General features: G+C 64.2%; 19 protein-coding genes. 16 read left to right on the forward strand and 3 right to left on the reverse strand.

The annotated features are described in order from the left end of the window. Window positions 1-131: 131 nt before the first annotated feature. On the reverse strand, window positions 132-536 hold the full coding sequence (locus Q1L59_RS10995; protein ID WP_300332142.1) for a hypothetical protein: 405 nt from the start codon (window positions 534-536) through the stop codon (window positions 132-134). Window positions 537-680: 144 nt separating this feature from the next. Here Q1L59_RS10995 and Q1L59_RS11000 point away from each other — a divergent pair, with 144 nt between their 5' ends. Then, the gene (locus Q1L59_RS11000) at window positions 681-1,910 is read left to right on the forward strand and encodes an FtsX-like permease family protein (RefSeq protein ID WP_300332180.1); all 1,230 of its coding nucleotides are present in this window, start codon (window positions 681-683) and stop codon (window positions 1,908-1,910) included. Window positions 1,911-1,919: 9 nt separating this feature from the next. Beyond that, entirely contained in the window at window positions 1,920-3,149 is a 1,230-nt protein-coding gene (locus Q1L59_RS11005; protein ID WP_300332144.1) for an FtsX-like permease family protein, read from the forward strand. Between the two features lie 121 nt (window positions 3,150-3,270). Here Q1L59_RS11005 and Q1L59_RS11010 read toward each other — a convergent pair whose 3' ends face one another. After that, window positions 3,271-4,122: a class I SAM-dependent methyltransferase gene (locus tag Q1L59_RS11010; RefSeq protein WP_300332146.1), complete on the reverse strand. Its 852-nt coding sequence runs from the start codon at window positions 4,120-4,122 to the stop codon at window positions 3,271-3,273. A 520-nt stretch (window positions 4,123-4,642) separates the two neighbouring features. Here Q1L59_RS11010 and Q1L59_RS11015 point away from each other — a divergent pair. From Q1L59_RS11015 to Q1L59_RS11030, 4 genes are all read left to right on the forward strand, one after another. Then, a complete protein-coding gene (locus Q1L59_RS11015) occupies window positions 4,643-5,722 on the forward strand; it encodes a hypothetical protein (protein WP_300332148.1) in 1,080 nt (359 codons plus the stop codon). Window positions 5,723-5,780: 58 nt separating this feature from the next. Then, the gene (locus Q1L59_RS11020; RefSeq protein ID WP_300332150.1) at window positions 5,781-7,592 is read left to right on the forward strand and encodes an AMP-binding protein; all 1,812 of its coding nucleotides are present in this window, start codon (window positions 5,781-5,783) and stop codon (window positions 7,590-7,592) included. Then, window positions 7,589-8,701 (forward strand): SDR family oxidoreductase, encoded by a 1,113-nt coding sequence (locus tag Q1L59_RS11025; protein ID WP_300332151.1) that lies wholly within the window; start codon window positions 7,589-7,591, stop codon window positions 8,699-8,701. The genes Q1L59_RS11020 and Q1L59_RS11025 overlap by 4 nt, the downstream gene beginning before the upstream one ends. Before the next feature lie 200 nt (window positions 8,702-8,901). After that, window positions 8,902-9,189 (forward strand): DUF3467 domain-containing protein, encoded by a 288-nt coding sequence (locus tag Q1L59_RS11030; protein WP_300332152.1) that lies wholly within the window; start codon window positions 8,902-8,904, stop codon window positions 9,187-9,189. A 128-nt stretch (window positions 9,190-9,317) separates the two neighbouring features. Here the strand turns inward: Q1L59_RS11030 and Q1L59_RS11035 are convergent, their stop codons facing one another. Further along, window positions 9,318-9,866, reverse strand: a complete 549-nt coding sequence (locus Q1L59_RS11035) for a hypothetical protein (protein ID WP_300332153.1) — start codon at window positions 9,864-9,866, stop codon at window positions 9,318-9,320. Window positions 9,867-10,182: 316 nt separating this feature from the next. On the opposite strand from Q1L59_RS11035, the gene nosZ reads away from it, so the two are divergent. From nosZ to Q1L59_RS11085, 10 genes are all read left to right on the forward strand, one after another. Continuing rightward, a complete protein-coding gene (nosZ, locus tag Q1L59_RS11040; RefSeq protein ID WP_300332155.1) occupies window positions 10,183-12,480 on the forward strand; it encodes a Sec-dependent nitrous-oxide reductase in 2,298 nt (765 codons plus the stop codon). Window positions 12,481-12,561: 81 nt separating this feature from the next. Beyond that, on the forward strand, window positions 12,562-12,873 hold the full coding sequence (locus tag Q1L59_RS11045; RefSeq protein WP_300332157.1) for a c-type cytochrome: 312 nt from the start codon (window positions 12,562-12,564) through the stop codon (window positions 12,871-12,873). Window positions 12,874-12,990: 117 nt separating this feature from the next. After that, window positions 12,991-13,725: a c-type cytochrome gene (locus tag Q1L59_RS11050; protein WP_300332159.1), complete on the forward strand. Its 735-nt coding sequence runs from the start codon at window positions 12,991-12,993 to the stop codon at window positions 13,723-13,725. Window position 13,726: 1 nt separating this feature from the next. After that, entirely contained in the window at window positions 13,727-14,716 is a 990-nt protein-coding gene (locus tag Q1L59_RS11055) for a hypothetical protein (RefSeq protein ID WP_300332160.1), read from the forward strand. Window positions 14,717-14,723: 7 nt separating this feature from the next. Continuing rightward, complete coding sequence (nosD, locus tag Q1L59_RS11060) at window positions 14,724-16,187, forward strand: nitrous oxide reductase family maturation protein NosD (RefSeq protein ID WP_300332162.1); 1,464 nt, start codon at window positions 14,724-14,726, stop codon at window positions 16,185-16,187. Then, entirely contained in the window at window positions 16,184-17,089 is a 906-nt protein-coding gene (locus Q1L59_RS11065; RefSeq protein ID WP_300332164.1) for a 4Fe-4S dicluster domain-containing protein, read from the forward strand. The genes nosD and Q1L59_RS11065 overlap by 4 nt, the downstream gene beginning before the upstream one ends. Beyond that, on the forward strand, window positions 17,086-18,048 hold the full coding sequence (locus Q1L59_RS11070) for a NapH/MauN family ferredoxin-type protein (RefSeq protein WP_300332166.1): 963 nt from the start codon (window positions 17,086-17,088) through the stop codon (window positions 18,046-18,048). The genes Q1L59_RS11065 and Q1L59_RS11070 overlap by 4 nt, the downstream gene beginning before the upstream one ends. Window positions 18,049-18,060: 12 nt before the next feature. After that, window positions 18,061-18,933: an ABC transporter ATP-binding protein gene (locus Q1L59_RS11075; RefSeq protein ID WP_300332168.1), complete on the forward strand. Its 873-nt coding sequence runs from the start codon at window positions 18,061-18,063 to the stop codon at window positions 18,931-18,933. Window positions 18,934-18,958: 25 nt separating this feature from the next. Then, complete coding sequence (locus Q1L59_RS11080) at window positions 18,959-19,414, forward strand: protein NosL (protein WP_300332170.1); 456 nt, start codon at window positions 18,959-18,961, stop codon at window positions 19,412-19,414. A 31-nt stretch (window positions 19,415-19,445) separates the two neighbouring features. Continuing rightward, window positions 19,446-20,273, forward strand: a complete 828-nt coding sequence (locus Q1L59_RS11085; protein WP_300332172.1) for an ABC transporter permease subunit — start codon at window positions 19,446-19,448, stop codon at window positions 20,271-20,273. Window positions 20,274-20,391 lie beyond the last annotated feature (118 nt).

A 20,391-nucleotide genomic window follows, 5' to 3' on the forward strand; every position in this document is an offset into this window, starting at 1 on the left:
AAGAATCAGTTTTGGGTGCAGGAGGACTTCCGCCCTAAACTTCAGCCCCCCGTGCGGGGCCGTACCAGAATAAAGCAATGACTGTGCCACGGCCGCCAGGCAAGTCGTCGACGCCTGAATACATCATTGATCTATTGATAGTACACGAGATTGAGATAGGACGGGCAGTCTTGATCGGGCTCTTCCCGCTTGGCGGAATGGCGGTCGGTGTAAAATTTTTCGACACAAATATGTTCTTCCTTGCCCGCCAGCCGGCTGCCCCGCGATGTTTGTCGGACCAGCGTGCGCGCACTTGTGCAGGCCTTCGTTTCGTCCATGTCTTGTTGCTGAGCGCACACCAACCGCGCGCGGCCGCGAAGGGCTTGCTCGCTGGCCCGGCGCGAATTGACTTGGGCGAGCGAGATCCGGCATACTGGGCCATCATCAGGCTGCCAGTCTGGCTCTTCAGAGCGGCGATGCGCCCGACTCCGCGTGTCGCATGCGGTGAATGAGCGATGCACTTGCGCAGCGAGGCGCTGAATCAGGATCCCAGGCATCGCGCCGCCTTTGTTTGTGATGGAAGCTATGGGCAGCTTGCTTGTTTGTCGAGCGTCGATGGCGAGTCAGGCGCCAATCCTGCAGCCGGCTCGATCACCTGGACACGATGCCAGCGCGGTGTCGTTGAGCGGGTTGTGTCGACGATGATCGGCGAGATGTTCGCACTGGCCTGGCGTAACTTGGCGCGCCACGGTCGGCGCACGGCAGTCTGCGTTGGCGCGATCGTCTTTGGCGTCGTCGCGCTCGTGCTCGCTGGCGGGTTTGCCGAATGGATGATATGGATGGAGGGGGAATCGACGATTCACTCGCGTCTCGGCCATCTGCAGATCGTCAAGCGCGGCTTCTACGAACATGGCGTTGCCGACCCACACGCCTACCTGTTCGGCGACAGGATCATCGATACGCAGCAGATCACTGCCTTGCCGCATGTCAAGGCAGTGACGCCGAGGGTCGCCTTTTCCGGTCTGATTTCGCGCGGCGACACGACGGTGAGCTTCATCGGCGAGGGTGTCGTGCCAGAGACGGAAGCTGCCGTCTCGCGCGATGTGATCGTCCATGCCGGCGAGCCTTTGGCGAGCAGCCATCGCAACGGAGTGATCCTGGGCAAGGGTCTGGCGGCAAGCCTCGGTGCTGAACCCGGTGCCCTCGTCGTCCTCCTGACGACGACGCCGGGCGGTGGCGTTTCTGCGGTGGAAGCGCAAGTGCGTGGCATCTTTCATACCGCGATCAAGGCTTTCGACGATTCGGCGTTGCGTGTCCCGATTCCCCTCGCGCGCAAGCTGATGAAAGCCGGCGGCTCGCATCAACTGATCGTCCTGCTCACCGAGACAAAGCGCACCGACGAGGTTCTGCGCCAGGTGCGGCGCCTGGTCGATGAACCGCAAAGCGGCTTGCAGGTCACGCCGTGGATAGACCTGGCGGATTTCTATAAGGCGGTGGTCGATCTGTTTGCATCACAAACCGGATTCGTGCGCGCGATCATCGCGATCATCATCGTAATGAGCATGTCCAACGCGCTGATGACCAGCGTTCGCGAACGCACCAGCGAAATCGGGACGATGATGGCGATTGGCTTTCGCCGTCATGAGGTGATGCAACTGTTCGTTAGCGAGGGGGTCACCATGGGGCTGATCGGGGGGACGCTAGGGGTGCTGCTGGCTTATCTGCTGGCGGTGGCGATCTCGGCGGTGGGGATTCCGATGCCGCCCGCGCCGGGGATGGATCACGGTTTCGACGCCGAGATCAGGGTCACTCTGGGCCTTGCTGCAAGCGGTTTCCTGTTGGCGCTTGTGTCGTCGACGCTGGCCAGCCTCTATCCGGCGTGGAAGGCGTCGCGCCTGGCCATCGTCGATGCCTTGCGGCGCGCACTTTAGGCGAGCGCGATGAGCTTCGACTCACTCAGTCTGCGCTGCAGTCTGCGCAACATCTTTCGTCAGAAGGCGCGCAGCGGCATGACCTTGGCCTCGATCGTCTTCGGCGTCGTGGGCCTCATCGTCTCGGGTGGCTTCGTCGAGGATGTCTTCGTCCAGCTACGCGAGGCGACGATCCATTCGCGCTTCGGCCACCTCCAGATCTACAAGGAGGGCTTTTACGCGAACGGCGTGAAGGAGCCATACAACTATCTGATTCCAGAGCCAGATGCGGTGAAAACCGCGGTTGCCGCGGTTCCGGGTGTGCTCGATTCAATGATGCGGATCAACTTCTTCGGCTTGCTGAACAATGGCAAGACCGACCTGCCGATTCTCGGCGAGGGCGTTGAGGCCGGCAAGGAGGCGAAACTGGGCAGCCACCTTTTCCTGATTGCCGGCCGGCAACTCGCCGATCAGGACGCCAACGGCATCCTGCTCGGCGAGGGCGTCGCGCGATCGATGGGCGTTGGCGTCGGTTCGTACGTAACCATACTGACAAATACGCCGGAGGGTGCACTGAACAGCCTCGAGTTCCAGGTGGTCGGGATCTTTCGCACCTATGCGAAGGATTTTGACGACCGCGCGGTGCGTGTGGCGGTTGGTGCTGCGCAGGACTTGCTCGGGGTCAAGGGTGCGCATGCGGTCGTCGTCTCGCTCGACGACGCGCTGAGCACCGACCGTGTCGCTGCCGCGTTGAAAAAGAGCCTCGGTGTGCGCGGCTTCGAGGTCAAGACCTGGTTTGAACTCGACGACTTCTACGCCAAGACGGTTGAACTGTATCAGGTCCAGTTGGGCGTCCTGCAGTTCACCATCCTGGTCGTGGTTCTGCTCAGCGTCGCCAACAGCGTCAATATGACGGCCTACGAACGTGTCGGCGAGTTTGGTACGCTGAAGGCGCTGGGCACGCGCAGTTGGCAGATTTCGCTGCTGATTGTGCTCGAGAATGCGCTGCTGGGCCTGATCGGGGCAAGTCTGGGCGTCGTCCTCGGCGTCGTCCTCGCTCTTGGTCTGTCGGCGATCGGCATTCCGATGCCGCCACCGCCGAACTCGAATGTTGGCTATACGGCTTACATCCGTATCGTGCCGAGCGTGCTCGCGCTCTCGTTCATCATTGGTTTCCTGGCCACCGTACTCTCGTCGCTCCTGCCGGCGCGTGGTGTTGCGCGCATCCCCGTCGTCGACGCGCTGCGCCAGAACGTCTGATCCTCGGCGCGACAAGGCGCGCGTCAGGCAGGATTGCTTTGTTGCGCACTCGGTCGTCCGCGTCCGAAGCTCTGCTCCCCTTGTCTGCCAGCTCGCGTATCGGCTGCTGCGCGCAAGCTCTTCAGAGGGGTGAGCGGACAGCGGTCCACCTGAAAATCGCCTGCAGCGCGGCGTACTTCATGCGCTCGCGCCACGGAAGAAGCGGGTGTTCGGGCGCCGGCGGACTCGCCCTGACGGCCTGCTGCTGGTGGGCGAGCAGGAGCATCGGGAACAGGTACGACCATTCGCTCAGCATGCCAGACAAGCGGCTGCGCTGCAGCAACTGGGTAAACTCGGCGAGGGAAAAGGCAGCCAGATAGGAGTCGGTCGTCTCCTTCAGAAAGCTTTCGCCGTGCGCACGGTCGTGCTTTTCTGCCAGCCAGCGCCAGGTCTCGTCTCGCTTGAACCTCGCCAGATCAACCACAAAACAGGATCCAGCGGGTTTGAGCAAAGCGGCCATGGCGTCGAGCGTGGCCAGCGCTGCCTCGGGCGTCGGGCAGTAGTTCAGCCCGAAGGTCCAGGTGACTGCGTCGAACTTTCGCTCACCCAGCACCTTCGGCAAGTCAGTCATGTCGCCTTCGATCAGCTCGACGTTGTCGATTCGCTCGCGCCCGAGATGCTCCTTGGCCAGGAGAAGCATCGCGCGCGAGATCTCGACGCCGGTGAACCGCACGCCGGGCCGCCGCCGGGCCAATTCTCCCAGGAGGAGGGCCGGGCCACAGGCCACATCGAGCGCTTCGCCGTGCGCCGGAATGCCGGCCAGCGCGCGCTGGAGAACGAACGCCTGAATGATCCGGAAATCGCTCAGACGCGAAGCAGCGATGTACTGCTCGCAGAATGCCCGGTCGAAAATCAGAGGGTTCGCGTGCGCGACACGTGGCCTATGCGCCGCGGTCAGCCGCTCGCGGGTAAAGTAGTAAAGTTCTTCAAGCATGCGGCAATGCCAAGGAAAAGGCGGTGCTGCGGGAAGTTCCGCGCGATCGCAGTGCGCTCGCCGGCGGCCTGTTGCCGTATCGACCGGGCGCCTTGAGAGGACTCGTTTCGCCCTTTCCGTGCCAAGCGCCCAACTCCAGATGCGTGCGGAGTAATGCACTCTACATGGTTGCACCGGTACTGGCAACACGGCAGAATAGGTGGCGCAAGGCGCCCCGGGTGGCGCGCACGGCCGGGGTTCCGATGGTCTCTTGGCGCTTCTGGCCAGGATGCCGCGGTTGCAAGGCAGCGTGCGCCGGGGCAGGCCGAGGTTTCGGGGGGTTGGGCAAGCGCCTGAAATCTGCGTTGCCTGGGCCACGTATCAGGTTTGTCGGGCAAGCAGCACGAGCCGGTTTGCCACCAAGCGTGGCAGATGATCGTGCTGTTCCGGCCGGCCGCCAGTGGTCCGTTGCGACGGAGGGCGATCAGTTGATCGATACGATGTCCGCTGCCCGGTCCGCGGTCCGAGAGGAGACAGTAGAATGAGAAGATGCGCCAAATGCCTGGTTCCCGATCAGGTGCCCGGAGTATCGCTGGCTGACGACGGGGTTTGCAACCTGTGTCGCGATGAAGCAGCGCTGGCCAGGGAAACGGCGCAAGCCGAAGAAGCGCGCCGCGCGTTCGAGCTGGACCTGGAAAGGACCTTGGCCGAATCGCGTGGTCAGGCCGAGTATGATTGTCTGGTGCCGCTGAGCGGCGGCAAGGACAGTATCTATCTGCTCTACCGGCTGGCGGTCGAACTCAAGCTAAAGGTTCTCGCCTTTACGGTCGATATCAATATACCGCCTCTCGCCTGGGACAACATCAGGCGCGCGCTGGCCAAGCTCGATATCGACCATCTCAGCTACTCGCCCTCGCAGGCGTTTTACCGCAAGACGTTTCGTTATCTACTGAGCAACCAGGAAGAACGGGGCGCCGTCTATACGTTGTCTTATGTTTATGCTCCGCTTTTCGAGGGTGATGCGATCAAACTGGCGATAGAAAAAGGCATCCCGCTGGTCCTAGCCGGCTACTCACCCGGACAGCCTGAGCCTGAGCGGATGCTCTATGAATTTTCCCGGCCGCTGATTTGCGCGACCGACTGGACGCCCCCGGAACTGAGGCGTTGCGGTGAGTTCAGCGAGGAGGAACTGGCACGTTTCTACAACCCGACGACGCTGCCGAAGGGGACCGCGATTCCGCGTTACCTGGCACCCTTCCATGCATGGCCATACAACCAGGAAGAGATCATGCGCAAGGTGGTTGAGCATGATCTGGTCGCCTCGAGCAAACACGCCAACCCGATCCACAGCAACTACCCGATCAACTGGCTGCTGATGTACTCGGATCTGCGTACTTTTGGCTACAACCCCTACGCCCCAGAATTCTCCACCCTGATCCGCCACGGCAAGGCGAACCGCAGATACTGGCAGATCATGGGGCCGGTGGTCGATTTTCTGATCCGCCACCGCATCGGTCCGGCCAAGGAAGTGACGCGCAGCCTGGACTGGCTGGGCATGACGGCAGACGATCTTCGCCTTACGCGCGCGCGCGGCGCCTACGATCCGGTTGTCCAGGCATGATCAGTAGTAGCGCCAGTGCGTGCGCCAACCGGCAGACCTGGGCGCAATAACCGCGGACATGAGTGGCGTAGCCGAGCTCGATCGCGTGTTCGCGGTCAGTGACTGGACGGTGCCCGGCCTGTTGCTCGCACGTAGCGAGCACAGTCCGGAGGCGCCGGCCTTGTGGAGTCTGGCTGCCGACGGACAATGGGAGCCAACCGACTGGCGTACCTACCGGCAAGCGGTAGCGTCGCTGAGCAGCAGCTTCCGCAAGCTTGGTCTGACGGCGGGCGAGCCGGTCGGCATCATGGCTCCCGCCTGTCGCGAATGGGATTTCGCGCAACTTGGCGTTCTCGCTGCTGGCGGCGTTGCCGTCGGCCTTGATCCTTACGCACTCGGCGAGCAGTTGTGCGCCATTGCGCGTCGCTGTGGCTTCGTCGGCCTGGTGGTTGCCGACCGTTCGTACCTCGACAGGTTCGACGCGAACATGCGCCAACAGTTGCGTTTCGCGGTCTGTCTGCGTGACGGCGATGATGACGGAGTCATTTCGCTGGCCACGCTGCTCGCGCCAGCGTCGGCCGGCGACGACTGGAATCTGGCCCTGCCGGATGCGCCGGCGACGATCGTCTTCACTTCCGGCACGACCGGCGAGCCGAAAGGCATCGAGTATTCGCATCGGCAGATCTGCCTGGCGGCGAGTGCGATTCTCTCGGCTTTTCCGCAGGTCGGCGCGGAAAGCCGCCTCGCCTGCTGGTTGCCGCTCTCCAATCTGTTTCAGCGGATGATCAATCTGAGCGCGATCGCGCGCGGCGCGCAGACCTTCTACGTCAGCGATCCGCGCGAGATCATGCGCTATGTCAAGTTCATCGCGCCGCACCTCTTCATCGGCGTGCCTCGCTTCTACGAGAAACTGCAGGCCGGCATCGATGCGGTGATCGAGCAACAGCCCTCGTGGCAACGGCGAATGGTCAGGTGGGCGCTGCGCGTTGGTCAAAGACACGCCGCGGCGAGCCGGGCGGGAGAGCGCGCAGGACTGGCCGACCGTTTGGCGCATGTGCTGGCCGATTGGCTGGCCTTGAGCCGAATTCGCGGTGCGCTCGGGCCCAACCTGCGTTTCATGGTCAGCGGTTCGGCGCCGATGCCCGGGTGGTTGCTCGAGCGTCTGCATGCCATCGGTCTGCCCGTTCTGGAAGCGTACGGCGTCAGCGAGAATGTCATCCCGATCGCGATCAATCGGCCAGACCGCTTTCGCTTCGGCACGGTCGGTCAGCCGGCTCCGGGCAGCGAAGTTCGCCTGGCCGAGGATGGCGAGCTCCTGGTGCGGGGTGCCGGCGTCTTTTCCGGTTATCTCGGTGCTGAGAAACCGGCGCCCGCGCTACTTGCCGATGGCTACCTGGCGACCGGTGATCTGGCGACGATCGATGGTGATGGCTTCATCACGCTGATCGGTCGCAAATCCGAGATTTTCAAGACGTCCACCGGCCGTCGCATCGCTCCGGCAGGAATCGAAAGCGGCCTGCAGCAGATTCGGCAGATCGAACACGCGGTTGTCTTTGGCGCCGGGCGCGCCCGGCCAGTCGCCTTGCTGGTCGTCAGTGAAGGGCAGTGGCAGGCCGCCCAGCAGAATTCGTTCAGCGCTCTGCGCGCCCAGGTGGCGGCGGTAAGCGAGCAGATGGCGGCGTATCAGCGCCCAGCCGGCCTGATCTTCAGTGCTCAGGCGCTGACCATCGATGCTGGCGAACTGACCACCAACCTCAAACTCCGCCGACAGGTCATCGAGGCGAAGCATCGTGCAGTTTTGCACGAACTCTACGCCCGGATTGATGCTGCACCTGGCAGTCGATTCGAAGCCTGGAGTGCCGACCACCAGATTTTCTACTGCGAGTCATGAGCCACTACTTCATTACCGGGGCCACCGGAGCGATCGGCAGCAGTCTGGTGCCGGTGTTGCTGCAGCAGCCGACGAGCGAGCTGACCCTGCTCCTGCGCGCGGAGACCGCCGACAAGCTGAACGAGCGGCTGGAGGAGCTGTACCGTTTCTGGGGAATCGGCTCGAGCGACCAAGCCGCGCGCCAGCGCATACGGGCCTTGCGCGGCGACGTCACGCTGCCCGAATTCGGCTTGACGGCGCACGAATACCAGGCGCTCTGCGCCGCCTGTACGCACATCATCCATGCGGCCGGCAATGTGCGGATGAATCTGCCGATCGAGCAGGCACGCCGCTCTTCGGTCGATTCGGCGAAGCATGTCGTGGCTCTCGCGCACGCCGCACCCAAGCTCGAGAAGATCGAGTTCGTCAGCACCGTTGGCGTCGGCGGTCGGACGTATCGGCAAGTGCCGGAAGAATGGCTGACTGATCGGCGCGACTTTCACAACACCTACGAGCAAGCCAAGGCGGAAGCCGAAGAACTCGTTCGCGGCGAAGCCGAGCGCGGCCTCCCGGTGACCGTCCACCGTCCGAGCATGGTCGTCGGCGAGAGCGCCAGCGGTCGCATCATACATTTCCAGGTCTTCTATCACCTGTGCGAGTTTCTCTCCGGGCAGCGCACGCGTGGCCTCAGTCCTCGGTTTGGCGGCACTCGCCTCGATGTCGTCCCGGCCGACTATGTCGCCAAGACCATCGCCTGGTCGAGCCAGACCTCGGCGAGCGGGGGATTGATCCTCCATTCGTGTTCCGGCCCCACGTTGGCCGTTGCCCTCGTGCCGCTGCGCGAGCGCGTCAGGGCGGCGTTCTCGCGGGCGGGTCGCGACCTGCCGCGGATGGTCGAACTGCCGACGCCATTGTTCAAGGCGATCGTTGCCGGTGTCAGCGTCTTCATGCCGACAGAACTCAGGCGCGCGGTGCGAACGCTGCCGGTGTTCCTCGACTACCTGGCGACCGAGCAGACCTTCATCAATCAGCGCACACAGGAGCTGCTCGCGGCAGCGCAGCTTCCGGTGCCGCATCCTGACCGCTATCTGGACAAGGTACTGGACTACTACCTGGAGCGCAGCCGCTAGCCATCGTGCGCCATCTCGTTTGGGCCAGGGCCGTGGCGCGGGCCGGGCGGCCGAATCACCCCAGCCAACAAGCGTCCAGCCGTCCAACGGACAGCCGCTTTTCGGTTCGTCGGCGCGAGAACAACTTATACTAGCAGTGATCGAAAAAACCCGGCACGCTGAAATGGCGTGTTTTCATCAAACCGAGAAAGGAGTGCACAATGGCCGAATCACCTGCCGAAAAGAGACCCGAACCCGTCGGTACACGCGTCAAGTGGAACGTCGAACAGTTGAAGAGCAGTTATGTCAATTTCGCCAACGCCAACTCGACGCGCGAAGAAGTCGTGATGAACTTTGGACTGAACGCGAGTTGGGACCGCAGCCAGCCGGAAATGGAGATCGAACTGGCGCACCGCATCGTGATGAGCCCGTTCGCCGCCAAGCGCCTGGCCGAATTGCTGAACAAGCTGATTGCCGAATACGAGTCGCGTTACGGCGAGTTGAAGTAAGGCGAAGCACGACGCAGTAAGGGCAAGACGGCGGCTTGCCCTGGCGGCAGCGCAGGCGAGCCGCCCGTTTTCCCCTGCGTCGGCTCACCCCTCTGCCGCCGACTTGCGGCGAGCGCCGGCGATGTCGCTCAATCGCTTCCGACGACGAAGCGGAAGGGCTGCGCAATGACTGCCTTGCCGGTGTCGACGAGCAGCGTCGCCTCCCACTCCATGCCGCCGGTGATGCACACCGGCAGGTTGGCATTACCCGCAAAGTGGCTGCCGCCTGCCGCGCTTTCCGCCTGCCTCGCCAGTTGCGGGCGGTTGTAACCCATCTTCATCTCGGTGCCGGCAAAGTCGATTTCGGCTTTGCGCACCTCGATCCCGCTGAAGTTCGCCCTGACCCGCAAAGGCTTGAGTGCCGGGATCGGGCGCGGCTCGATCGACAGCTCGACCTTGCCGCCGTCGGCCAGAATGGCCGTGCAGGTCTGCCGGGCGAGGTCGCAGGTCGACCGCGGCAGCGCGATATCGGTCCGCGGTTCGAGCAGCGGAGCCAGCTTGTAGCCGGCGAAACCCACCCCGGCAAGTCCCAGCAATAGGGCGGCGTCAAGCGCCAGGTTTCTGATCATCGTCTGCGGTTCGTTGGTCGGTGGCGAAGCGCGGCTGCCGCCGGGTGTGGCGCTGCCTGCCAGCGGCATGCTGCGGCCGCCTGGCTGGCTGGCAGACCGCCAAGGCGCACCGGCCGCCGGCAGGCGCTGTGGAAAATTTTAGCGTAGGTCAAATTATCGCAGTCGGCATCTCCGCACAATGTGCGACACATTGCCGCAGCCGCGTCGTGTCGCACGGGCAGCACGACGACACGCGCGCCGGCGATCGAGAAACCTCCCTTGTCGTCCGGAGGAACCGGCGGTGGGGGCGAGGAGGCGGTCATCGCCATCATTCGGGGTGGCTGCCGAGACAATGACCGTGGGCATCAAGGAAGGGACCACCCCAATGACCAGAGGGAGAGTCAAGATGAAAATGCGTACCAGGCAGCTTGCGTCGCTGCTGTTGACGGCAGGGATCGGCCTTGCCGCGGCGGGCAGCGTCGGGTCTGCCGAATCGCTGCAGGACGTGTTGAAGCGCCGCAATCTTTCGCAGCAGGACCTCCTGGCTGCCGCCAAGACCTATGTACCGACCGGCAAGCGTGACGAGTTCGTTGCCTTCTCGTCCGGCGGCCAGTCGGGCCAGGTGATCGTCTATGGCGTTCCGTCGATGCGTATCCTGAAGTACATCGGCGTGTTCACGCCGGAACCGTGGCAGGGCTACGGTTTCGACGAAAACTCCAAGGCCGTTCTCGCGCAGGGGCGCATCGACGGCAAGGACATCACCTGGGGCGACACGCACCACCCGGCGATCTCCGAGACGCAGGGCAAGTACGACGGTCAGTTCCTGTTCATCAACGACAAGGCCAATCCGCGGCTGGCGGTGATCGACCTGCGCGATTTCGAAACCAAGCAAATCGTCGTCAACCCGATCTTCAAGTCCGAGCACGGCGGCGCTTTCGTCACGCCGAACACCGAATACGTCATCGAGGCTGCGCAGTACGCCGCGCCGCTGGAAAACAAGAAGTTCTATCCGCTCGAAGAGTTCAACGATAAATACCGCGGCGGCGTCACCTACTGGAAGTTCGACCGCAAGGAAGGCCGGATCAACCCGAAGCAGTCGTTCTCGCTTGAACTGCCGCCGTACAGCCAGGACCTGAGCGACGCCGGCAAGGGGCCGTCCGACGGCTGGTCGTTCACCAACTCGTTCTGTTCCGAGCGCTACGTCGGCGGCATCGAGAAAGGCCGGCCACCGTACGAAGCCGGCTGCTCGGCGAAGGACACCGACTACCTGCACGTGATCAACTGGAAGAAGGCGGCCGAACTGGTTGCTGCCGGCAAGGCGAAGAAGATCAACGGGCACGACGTGCTGATGATGGAGACGGCGATCAAGGAGGGCATCCTCTTCCTGATTCCCGAACCGAAGTCGCCGCACGGCGTCGATGTCACCCCGGACGGCAAGTTCATTACCGTTTCCGGCAAGCTCGACACGCACGTTTCGGTCTATTCGTTCGACAAGATCCAGGCGGCAATCAAGGCCGGCAAGTTCGAGTCGAAGGACGCCTACGGCATCCCGGTGATCGGCATGAAGGAAGCGCTGCACACGCAGGTCCAGCTCGGCCTCGGCCCGCTGCATACGCAGTATGACGCCAAGCCTTGCGTTGCCTACACCTCGCTCTACGTCGATTCGCAGGTTGCCAAGTGGAACTTCTGCGAAGGCAAGGTGCTCGACAAGATCAGCGTGCACTACAACATCGGTCACCTGGTCACGATGGAAGGCGACTCGGTCGATCCGAAAGGGCGTTATCTGATCGCGCTGAACAAGCTGGCGATCGACCGCTTCGTTCCGGTTGGCCCGCTGCACCCGCAGAACCACCAGTTGATCGACATCAGCAACGACAAGATGCAGCTCCTGTACGACATGCCGCTGCCGCTCGGCGAGCCGCACTACGTCGTCGCCATCGAGGCCGGCAAGCTGAAGCCGGGCGTGCGCTACAAGGTCGGCACCGACAGCCGGACCGACAAGCCGCACCCGGGAGCCGTGCGCGCCGGCGAAGAGAAGACCGTCAAGAAAGGCAACAAGATCGAGGTCTTCGGCACGCTGATCCGCTCGCACATCACGCCGGAAACGATCGAAGCCGAGGTCGGCGACGAAGTGACGATCCACCTGACCAACCTCGAACGCGCGCAGGACGAAACGCACGGCTTTACCGTGTCGACCTACAACGTGCATGCCTCGGTCGAACCCGGCAAGACGGTCACGGTCAAGTTCAAGGCCGATCGCGAAGGCGTCTATCCGTACTACTGCACCGAGTTCTGCTCGGCCTTGCACCTCGAAATGCAGGGCTACCTGCTGGTCAAGCCGAAAGGCTGGAAGCCGAGCAAGGCAGGTGGCGCGGCCGGCGCGAACTACAGCGAAGCCGACTACAAGGCGCAGTTGAAGAAGGTGGCCGACACGCAGGCGGTCATCGACTCGGTCGTCGGTTACATCACCAGCGTCAACTACAAGGACTTCCCGGACGTGGTCAACATGATGGACGACGCGGTCGATCAGTTGGGCAAGATCAAGGACGCGAAAGCCAAGGCTGACGAAGCGGCGGGCAAGAAGGACTGGAACAACGCTGCGTTGTGGACCGAGCAGATCTGGCAATACCAGGTCAAGGCAGCCGACCTCGGCCTGCGCGCCAAGACGTATCTTGAGCAGAACGGCGCCAAGAAGGTGAAGTAAGCGCTCTTGATGCATCTCAAGGCAGATCAGCGGGGAGCAGGACTATCCTGTTCCCCGTTTCATTCCCAGGAAGGAAAAACGATGAAGAAACCGATCGTACTGCTCGCCCTGCTGGCGCTGGCGGCGGCGCCAGCCCTGGCGGCCGACGGCGCCAAGCTGTACACGGAAAAGACCTGCAATGCCTGCCACGGCCCGGCGGGCAACAAGGCGCTGCTGCCCGACTACCCGAAGATCGCCGGGCAGAACGCCAAGTACGCCGAACGACAGATGCTCGACATCAAGAGCGGCGCGCGCGCCAACGGCAACGCAGCGGCGATGAAGGGCGTCATGCACCTGGTCAGCGACGAAGAAATCAAAGTGCTTGCCGACTACGTCTCGAAGCTCAAGCCCTGAGCCGTTCGCCGACGGCCGGCGCGCGGCCGTCGGGCGCACGTTCCGATGGCGCGCAGCGAAGAGCGGACGGCCGAGCGGATCAGCCGCAGTGACTTCTCATACAGCAGGGAGCAGACAATGAAAAAAGTGATACTGGCGACGGCGCTGGCGATGTTCGCGGCGGGCGCGGTGCAGGCCGGCCCACCGGCGCCCAAGACGCAGGGGATCGAGAGCAAGGACTACAAATGGAACGCCCAGGAGGGCGAGAAGATCGAGGCCTTGAAGCTGAAGGGCGATCGCAAGCGCGGCGAGGAGGCGTACGAAGTCTGCGGCGCCTGCCACCTGCCGTCGGGCGCCGGGCGTCCGGACGGCACCTTCCCGCAGCTCGCCGGGCAGCATACGACGGTGCTGATCAAGCAGATGGCCGACATTCGCGCCGGCCTGCGCGACAATCCGACGATGTACCCGTTCGCTGCGACGCTCACCGACCCGCAGGAACTCGCCGACGTTGCTGCGTACATCGAACAGTTGTGCATTCCGCTCGAACACGGCAAGTACGAAGGCAAGGACGCCGACAAGCAACTGGCGACCGGCAAGGACCTCTACGAGAAGGAATGCAAGGAGTGCCACGGCGCCAACGGCGAGGGCGTCAAGGACAAGTTCTATCCGGTGATCGCCGGTCAGCACTACAAGTACCTGCTCCGCCAGATGACCGAAATTCGCGACGGCCATCGCCGCAACGCCAACCCGGACATGGTCAGAATCATCAAGAAATACAACAACGATCAACTCATTGCCATCTCGGCCTACCAATCGAGCCTGGTCATGCCCGGCAACATGTGCAAGGCCAAGGCGCCAGCGAAGAAGAAGTAGGATGTCGGCAAACCCCTTTGCCGGGCCGAACCGGATCGTCGCCCTGCTCAGCGCAGTGGCGACGGCCCTGATGATCGGCGCGTACTTCGCGCCGATCTGGTGGGTCTCGCTGACCGCCCCGAACTATCCGCCGGACGCCTTTCCCGACGGAATCCGCATCCATTTCCACTTCAACGGCGTCTTCAACGGCTGCAGCGCCGCCGGCAAGGGGTCGCGCATGGCCGGCGAGATCATCCAGAAGGACATTTCGCACGAAGACGAGCGCTACAATCCGATCACCGACAAGGGCAAGGACGTCAACCAGGGCGCGCAGGGACTCGATTGCGTGCACGAGATGAACACCATCAACCACTACGTCGGCATGTTTCCGATCGCCACCGGCGCGCCGGTCGAGAAACCGCTGGCCAAGTTCTTCTTTGCCTTCTTCGCCGTCATGCTGATCGGCTTCATGCTGCCGCAGCGAGCGGCGCGCGTGCGCCTGCTGAGCGCCGGCTTTCTTGCCGTCGCCGCCTGGATGCTGGTCGACCAGTACGCGCTCGGCGGACTGCAGGCGCATGTCGCGCACTACGTCAGCGAGACCGCGACCTTCTTCAACGAGCCCGAAAAAATCCGCGGCTGGGGCGAGAACGTGACGCGCATCACGCACCTGGTGATCGGCGCCACCTTTGTCGCCATGCTGCTGATCGTTCTTGGCGTTGCCCGCGTGCGCGCGTTCACGCTCGTTCTCGCGCTGATCCCGGCGCTTTTGCCGATCTACTTCCTGATCACCTACGCCGGCTGGCTGTGGTTCTTCGGGCACAACATGCACCCCTGGGGCGCTTTTACGCTGAAGCCCTTCATGCCGACCGTTTTCGGCGAGGGCAAGGTGGCGCAGTTCTCGACCTACTCCTACCCTTACTGGGGCTACGCGATGCTCGTCGGCGTGATGATCTGCCTGCTGCTCGCGCTGCTGATCCGCCGCCGGCAGTTGCGCGAGGGAAGTGTGGAGTAAGCGACCGATGCTGCGTCGTCTGCTCGCCGTCGGCCTGAGCTGCGGGTTCGCACTGCTGGCGCTGCCCCTGGCGGGCGACGCCGAAGACGCGCTGACCGCCTTGTTGCGCAGCGGCGCGCGCGGCAGCGGCGGCAACACGGCCAATGCAGCGCGCAACGCGGACAATGAAGCGCGCGACGAACGCCTGGGCGGAATGGCCGCGCCGCCGGGCCGGGCGGCGCCGGGAAACGCCGGCTGGGGCGGCATCGACCAGCCAGTGAGCATTCCTCTCGCGGCGCACGTTGCCGGGCTGCCTTTCCTGCAGGATCTGGTCAATGCCGCGCCCGCCGGCACGCTGCTCAAGCTGGCGCCGGGCAGGTACTCGGGTCCGGTCGTCGTCAACAAGCCGCTGCATATCGACGGTGGCGGGCAGGTGACGATAGACGGCGGCGGCAAGGGAACGGTCTTCATACTCGCGGCGAACGATTCCGTTCTGCGCGGACTTCATCTGACCGCTTCCGGGGCGTCGCACGACACCGACGACGCCTGCCTGAACGTACGCGGCGACCGCAACATGCTCGAAGACCTGACGATCGACGACTGCCTGTTCGGCATCGACCTCAAGAAGTCGAACGACAACGTCGTGCGCAACAACCGGATACGCTCCAAGCCTTTCGACCTCGGCACGCGCGGCGACAGCCTGCGCCTGTGGTACAGCCAGCGCAACCTGATCGCCGGCAACATGATCGAGGACGCGCGCGACATGGTCGCCTGGTACTCGAACGACAATCGCTACCTGGGCAACGAGGCCAGGCGCAGCCGCTATTCGATCCACTTCATGTTTGCCGCCAACAACCTGGTCGAAGGCAACCGCTTTTCCGATAACGCCGTCGGCGTCTATGTCATGTATTCCGGCGGCGGCGCGATCCGGCGCAATCTCTTCTCGCACGCCAACGGGCCGACCGGGATGGCGGTCGGCTTCAAGGAGGCCTCGGACGTGCTCGTCGAGGAGAACGAAATCATCTACTGCGGCGTCGGCATCGGGCTCGACATGTCGCCTTTCGAGCCCGAGAGCACGATCCGGATTCGCCGCAACCGCATTGCCTACAACGGCGTCGGCATGAGTTTTCTTGCCGACAAGGACGGCACGCTGATCGAGGGCAACGTCTTCGAGGGCAACCTGACGCAGGTGGCGATGGGCGACGCCGGTAGCGCGCGCCACAACGTCTGGAAAAACAACTATTGGGACGACTATCAGGGTTTCGACCGCGACCACGACGCGATCGGCGACCGCCCGCACGAGCTGTACGCCTACGCCGACCAGTTGTGGATGGAAGTGCCCTACGCGCGCTTCTTCCGCAACGCACCGATGATGGAAACGCTCGACTTCCTCGAACGCCTGGCGCCGTTTTCGACGCCGGTGCTGCTCCTGCGCGACGAGCAGCCGGCGTTCACGCGGACGCCGGCGCGCCACACGGGAGCGGGCGAATGAACCAGCCAGGCAAGGATCAGTCGGGCGTCGACCTCGATCCGGCCGCTGCGACGAACGAAAGCGCGGCCCCGGGAGGAGCGAAACGATCGCCGGCGCCGGTGCGCCGGCAGGCGAACCGGCGCCGCTTCATCCGTTCCGCCTTTCTGGTCGGTGGCGTTCTCGGCCTGGCGATGCTCGGCTACGTTCCGGTGGCCAGCGCGCGCAAGGCGCGTCTGCGCCCGCCGGGGGCGCTCGAGGAGAGCGATTTCCTTTCCTCGTGCATCAAGTGCGGCCAGTGCGTGCAGGTCTGTCCGGTCGCGGCGATCAAACTCGACGATCTCGACGCCGGTTTCGGGCTTGGCGTTCCGTACATCGACGCGCGCCGGCAGGCGTGCGACTTTTCCTGCGACGCGGTGCAGTGCATCCTGGCGTGCCCGACCGGCTCGCTGACCTACAAGAAACCGGCGACGCTGCCGACGCGGCCCGGCATGCCGCTCGCTCGCGCGCCGGTGCTCAAGGCGAAGGAAAAGGACGCCGAGCCGACGCTCAATCTGCGCGAGCGTATCGGCCTCGCCCGCCTGGCGCGGCCCGAGACGTGTCTGGCGGTGCAGGGCAAAGGCTTTCGCGGGCAGGCGCGCGGCGCCGACTTCACCGGACGCCTGCGCTACAGCGCGATCGACCGCTGGCGCCCGATCGCCGTGCGCGAACACCCCTACGAACGCGACATCTGCGACCTGTGCGTCAGCGAATGCCCGATCAAGGACGCCATCCACCTGCAGGAAACGATCGGCCCCGACGGGCAGAAGCACTATCGCCCGCAGGTGCTCGAACAATGCGTCGGCTGCGGCGTCTGCGAGATGATCTGCCCGCTCGAAACGGCAGCGATCGTCGTCGATCAACGCGCCGCGTGGAGCGCCGGATGAGCCAGCTTGAAGCACTGCGCGTCCTCTTCGGCGCCGCGCCGCAGAAACCGCCGGTGATCTCGCCGGCAGCGCGCCAGGTACACAGCCTGAAACGAATGACCAAGGCCGACTTCGCGGCGCTCAAGCAACACGCGCACGATCACCAACTGGTCAACCACAAATGGCGCAACCGGCGCTGGCTCGTTCTCATCCTGGTCAACCTGTTGTTCACCTTCTCCTTCTGGCTCGACATCCAGATGCTCGAAGGATCGCTCACCGCCTCGCGCTTCGTCGGCTTTCACCTGATCGACCTCAACTCGGCGCTGCAGGTGATGCTTGCCCACAAGCACGTCATCGTCAATCTGTTCATCGGCACGGTGACCGTCTTCGTTCTCTGGGTGGCGCTCGGCGGGCGCTCGTTCTGCTCGTGGGTCTGTCCCTACCACCTGGTCGCCGAGTGGTTCGAGTGGCTGCACCTCCAACTGGTGGCGAAGAAACGGGTCAGCGACCACGAATTCCACCGCGGCGCGCGCAGCATTTTCTGGCTGGTCTTCTCGCTGCTCGCGCTGCTCAGCGGCTACACCGTCTTTGAAACGATCTCGCCGACCGGAATCCTCTCGCGTGCGCTGATCTACGGTCCGTCGCTCGCCCTGGGCTGGGTGCTCGTGCTGCTCGTCTTCGAAGTCGTCTATTCGCGGCGCGCCTGGTGCCGTTACGTCTGCCCGATCGGGCTGACCTATGGTATCGTCGGCGCCGTCTCTCCGCTGCGTATCGAGTACCGGCTCGAAAATTGTTTCCACGAAGGCGATTGCCGCAAGGTCTGTCTGGTGCCGCACGTGCTCGATGTCGTCATCAAGGGCAGGGCAGCCGAGCTGCGCGAGCCGATCGGCCCCGACTGCACGCGCTGCGGCCTCTGCGTCGACGTCTGTCCGAGCGGCGCGCTGGTTTTTTCGGTCAAGGGCCTCGACCGCCTGCTCTGAACAAGATTGCGCATGATACGTTTCGACAACGTCGGCAAGGATTTCCGCAAGCAACGCGTGCTCGACGGCGTCAACCTCGAGATCGGCCTTGGCGAGCGCATCGCGCTGATCGGTTCGAACGGCGCCGGCAAGACGACGCTGATTCGCTGCCTGCTCGGCGAATACACGCACCAGGGCAAGGTCACCATCGACGGGCGCGAGCCGCGCAGCGAGCGCACGCTCGTCCTCGGCCGCATCGGCTTCGTTCCGCAGTTGCCGCCGCCGCTCAAGATGCCGGTCGCGCAACTCGTCGGCTTTGCCGCCGGCGTCTGCCATTCGGCGAGTGAGCGCATCCTCGCCGTCGCGCGTCGGCTCGGGCTCGAGGTCGAGGCGATCCTGGCGCGGCCGTTCAACCGCCTGTCGGGCGGCATGAAACAGAAGCTCCTGATCGCCATCGCGCTTGGCCGCGACGCGCAGGTTCTGGTGCTTGACGAACCGGCGGCCAACCTCGACCCGGAAGCGCGGCACACCTTCTTCAGCCTGCTCGCCGAGCGCCTCGCCGGCAGCACGATGATCATCTCCAGCCACCGTCTCGACGAAGTCGCGCCGCTGGTCAACCGCGTCGTCGAACTCGACACCGGGCGCATCGTGCTCGACGACCGGGTCGCCGAAGAGGGCGCGCTGGCGGCGCTTTTCCAGGTGCATCTGACCTTTACCCGCGCCGACGCGGCGATCACCCGCACGCTCGCCGCCTGGCAGTTTGCCGATCGGCGCGCCGGCCTCGAATGGCACGGCACGGTCGCCGGCGCCGACCGCCTGCGCTTCATGGGCGTCGTCGCGCGCTACGTCGGGCTGCTCGCGCGCATCGAAATGCACGCGCTCGACCCGGCGGTCGTCCTCCAATGAGCCGGCGAATTCCGCCGCCAGAGGCATGAAGCGCCGGCGCTTCGTCGGCATCGTCCGGCTGCTGCCGCTCGCTCCGGCGCTGCTGCCGGCGGCGTTCGCGGCCGGCTGCGCGCGCGAAGCCGAGCACGGCCCGGTCGACATCAAGTGGGATCGCGACCTCGACGCGCGCTGCGGCATGGTGATCAGCGACCGGCGCTTCGCGGCGCAGATTCGCGACCCGGCGGGCAAGGTCTGGAAGTTCGACGACATCGGCTGCGCCGTCTTCTGGCTCGCCCGCCAGCCCTTCGACGACAACGCGGCCAGGCTCGAATACTGGGTCGCCGACCAGCGCACGCTGGCCTGGCTCGACGCCCGCCAGGCGCACTACCTGGCGGGTCGCAAGAGCCCGATGGGCTACCAGTTCGCAGCGCAGGCGAACGCCGAAGACGGCAGCCTGAGCTACGGCGAAATGAAGCAGCGCATCCTGGCGCGCGGCAAATGAGCCGGCGGCAGCCCGCGCCGAGCAGCCCGGCATGAACGCATTCCTGCTCACCGCCCGCCTGGACATCGTCGAATCGCTGCGCGCGCGCTGGTTCCTCGTCTACAGCCTGGTTTTCGGCGGCATCGTCGCGCTACTCTTTGCCTTCGGTCTGACCGAATCGCGCGTTCTCGGCTTCATCGGCCTGTCGCGTCTGCTCGTCACCTACATCCAGTTGACCATGGCCATCCTGCCGGTCTTCGTCCTCATCACCACCGTGCGCTCGGTCGCCGGCGACCGCGAGGCCGGCGTCTACGAGTACCTGCTCGCGCTGCCGGTCGGTCTCGCCGCGTGGTTCTGGGGCAAGCTGCTCGGCCGCTACCTGGTCATTTTCCTGCCCGTCTTCGCGGCCATGCTCGGCGCCGTCGTCTGGTCGCTCTTCCAGGCGATCGACGTGCCGTGGGCGATGTTCTTCTACTACACTGGGCTGCTCGCCGCGCTCGCCTGGTGCTTCCTCGGCATCGGCATGCTGATCTCGACGCTGGCGCGCAGCACCGACGTTGCGCAGGGCGCCGCCTTTCTCGTCTGGCTGTGCATGCTCCTCTTCCTCGACCTGATCCTGCTCGGCCTGCTGATCCAGGGTCGCGCCGCGCCCGAAGTCGCGGTCGGCATCGCGCTGCTCAACCCGCTGCAGGTCTTCCGCACCGCCGCGCTGGCCATGTTCGACCCGCAACTGATCGTCCTCGGCCCGTCGGCCTACGTCATCCTCGACCTCTTCGGGCGCGACGGCTTCCGCCTTTACGCGCTGCTCTACCCGCTCTTCATCGGCGCGCTGTGCGCGCTGGCCGGCTACTGGACGTTCCGGCGCAGCGACCTGCCGTAAGTCGGCGGTGAAGCGCCGCCCGCCGGGCGTGCCAGCGTGTAGCCGTCGGCCGGCGAGCATGCCCGGCCATTTTTCCGGCAGAGGTTTTCGGCTAATATCCGTCTCGTAGCCATTAGCC

The organism is Accumulibacter sp. (genome assembly GCF_029255125.1).
Lineage (GTDB): Bacteria > Pseudomonadota > Gammaproteobacteria > Burkholderiales > Rhodocyclaceae > Accumulibacter.